Annotated in this window: 1 protein-coding gene and 2 pseudogenes; 1 reads left to right on the forward strand and 2 read right to left on the reverse strand. The window is 66.8% G+C overall.

What is annotated here, in order from left to right:
• Positions 1–400 precede the first annotated feature (400 nt).
• Positions 401–867, forward strand: a pseudogene (locus ACNPQM_RS43890) (transposase); the annotation flags it as partial.
• Between the two features lie 10 nt (positions 868–877).
• Here ACNPQM_RS43890 and ACNPQM_RS43895 read toward each other — a convergent pair.
• Both ACNPQM_RS43895 and ACNPQM_RS43900 read right to left on the reverse strand, forming a co-directional pair.
• Positions 878–1255, reverse strand: coding sequence for a hypothetical protein (locus ACNPQM_RS43895; RefSeq protein ID WP_358862336.1), 378 nt, complete (start codon positions 1253–1255; stop codon positions 878–880).
• A 413-nt stretch (positions 1256–1668) separates the two neighbouring features.
• A pseudogene (locus ACNPQM_RS43900) lies at positions 1669–2707 on the reverse strand (IS200/IS605 family accessory protein TnpB-related protein); the annotation flags it as partial.

The raw sequence follows: 2707 nt of genomic DNA on the forward strand, positions 1-2707 counted from the left end.
ACCATCGCCGGGAACCACCCCCACACTCCCACCCCCACCCCCACCAACACCAACACCACCACACATATTGTCGTTTTAACCACCCACACAGAGCATGCCTTTCGGGGCCGATTCCTCCGCTGCGCTCCAGAATTAACAGGCCGTCATACAACAAGCCCCACGTAAAGCGACAGGCCAGTTGGCGGGCCGAAAGCCAAAACAGCCGGGCAGGGAGCCGGCGCACGTCTTCGCCGCGCGCGGCGCTCTCCGTCGCTCTCTGTCGGCAATGACACGCGGCTCGCCAGGCGATGACCTGCGGGGAGTCCGGCCGCCGATCAGTGATTGCGATCCATGGCACCCTCTCCGCTGCCAGTAGTCCTTGTTGAGCCATCGATTGCCTGCACTCCAGATATTTCTGACACACGTGCTCGACTCCATGCCGAAGTCCGTGCAGCCAGGTGCGAAGAAGGCGATCCAGGACATCTGCACGGCCGAGGACTGCGACCACGCCGAGGCGGCGATCAAGGCGTTCGCCCAGCCCTACTGGGCGAAGTTCGTGAAAGCCGTCAAGAAGATCACTGACGACCAAGAGGAGCTGCTGGTGTTTTTCGATTTCCCGGCCGAGCACTGGATCTATCTGCGGACCACGATTCCGATCGAGTCCACGTTCTCCACCGTTCGCCTGCGGACCAAGGTCACCCGGGGCGCTGGCTCCCGCACCGCGGCCCTGGCCATGGTCTTCAAGCTCGTGGAGCCTGCCCGGGCCGGCTGGCGCGCGGTCAACGCACCCCACCTCGTCACCTCGTCCGAGCAGGCGCCGGCTTCCAGCGCGGCCAGCTCGTCGAGCGTCCCGACGATGAGTCAGGAGGTGGCGCTCAGGTCCCGTAGTTTGCTGCCATCACTCGATCCAACGGGCAGCAGCCTCGTAGGTAGTGGCTGGGGTGCTGTTGAACGCGATGGCCGCATCGGGGGCGTGCTGCCGAACCAGGTTGATTACTTGCTCGAGGAGTTCAACTTGATCGTCTGAGTGCCGCAGGCCACCGCCGATGGTGACGCACTCCCACGGATGGGCTCGCAGCGCATTCCCGACGACCGCTTCCACGTCGTCACTTCCATCAAGGCCGATTAGACAGGTCTCGACGCCCACGCCATGTTCGGCGAACTTGGTCAGTCCCGCCTCGATCGCCTTGGCTACCGGCTCAGGATCCCATGGCCCGGGCACCCGATACGGATCAAAGCCGATGACGAGGACGCGGGGTGAAGCAGTGGTGTCCATGTCTGGACGATACGGGTCGTTCGCCCTGCGGATCAGGAAGTGCTGGGTCTGCTTGCCCCAGATGCCATCGTGCAGACCGTGGTCAAGGGGCGGACTGCGCAGCATTCCGGGCGGTGGCCACCGCCCCGTCGAAGGAGGCATGGTCAACGGGCAGGCCCAGTTCGAGCGTGGAGATGGTCTGCGCTAGGTGATTACGCCAGAGGCGGCTCGTCGTCCGCATGGCGATGATGCGTGTGACCTCGGCTTCTCTGCGGACCCGCGCTGCGACTTCGTGGGCATCCTTGCGGGTGGCTTGCGCCCCCCTCCACTGTCGGGGTCCGCGCTGCCTCATGCCTCAGCGGGACACACTGATAGAGCCCTCTCATGACGTACCGATTTACCGCCCGCGCCGCCAGAGTAGAGATCGACCGTTCCTAGCCAGTGTGCATAAATGAGTCCTGGACCCACTGCTGCGTACCGGGCGCATCCCGAACGGTGTTGGATGCGCTGGGTTCCCGCTTTCGCGTCCCGTTCGGTGACGGCCCTCCAGGGGGCCGGTCCGTTGCGGGTGGGCGGGTTCCCTCACGCCCCCAGTCACCTGGTCCGGCCTGGACGGTCCGATGCCCCGCACGATCGCTCCGGTCGTGCGGGGGCGGTGCCGTCCTTCGCCGGACCGGGTGTCCGAGGGCGCGTCGTCCGATCGCGATGCCCGCGGCATCGTGACGGGACATGGTGCGGTGCGGGGTGGCCAGCGGCTTCTGCCAGTGCTGCGCACCCCACAGGCTGGTGTAGGCGGGATCGACCGCGACAATCGCAAGGCCCTGTTCGGCGGCCATCGACACCAGCCGGGCCTTGAGCTTGCCGGTCGGGATGCCGGAGATGAGCTGCCGGAACCGTTTCCTGCGGCCGTGCTTCTCCCGGGTCTTCTCGGCGGCGAAGTCGAGGTCTTCGATACCGATCGCGGCGACACCGCCACGCTTGGCCCAGTTGATCAGCCGAGTGAGGGCGTGGCGGATCTGCGCGTCGCGGTGACTGGCGGTCCCGGACAGGTCGTAGGGGAAGCGGCGCGGGTCACCGACGGGGTTGCCGTGCCGGTCGAGCCGGTAGGCGGCGAAGTGATCGGCGTTGGTATCGACACCGACCATGCCCCGGGCGCGGGCGGTCTCCAACGGGATGGTCTGCACGACGGGGCGTTGCCAGGACGCGGTGAGGTACCAGCGGCCGCGCCGGGTGTCGAGGTGGATGCGGTAGGCGACGGCCCGGTTTGCGGTGATGCGGTCGGCCCACTCCGCGCCCCGGTGCGCGAATGCGATCCGGGTAGTGAGGGTGTACCGGCCGTGCTCGGCGTTGGCCAGGTGCGCGAGCGGGGCAGGCAGTCTGATGCTGACCTCGCCGTCCGGGGTGACGCGGATCGTCTCGTTCCCGAACCGCTTCCCCGACTCCCCATCCGCCCCGCTGAACCAGCGCTCCGCC

Source organism: Streptomyces sp. NPDC056231, from assembly GCF_048270745.1.
GTDB lineage: Bacteria > Actinomycetota > Actinomycetes > Streptomycetales > Streptomycetaceae > Streptomyces.

Bases quoted from the DNA above. Each gene is read 5' to 3' on its own strand.
- ACNPQM_RS43895 (WP_358862336.1), bottom strand. From the start codon at position 1,255: ATGGACACCACTGCTTCACCCCGCGTCCTCGTCATCGGCTTTGATCCG.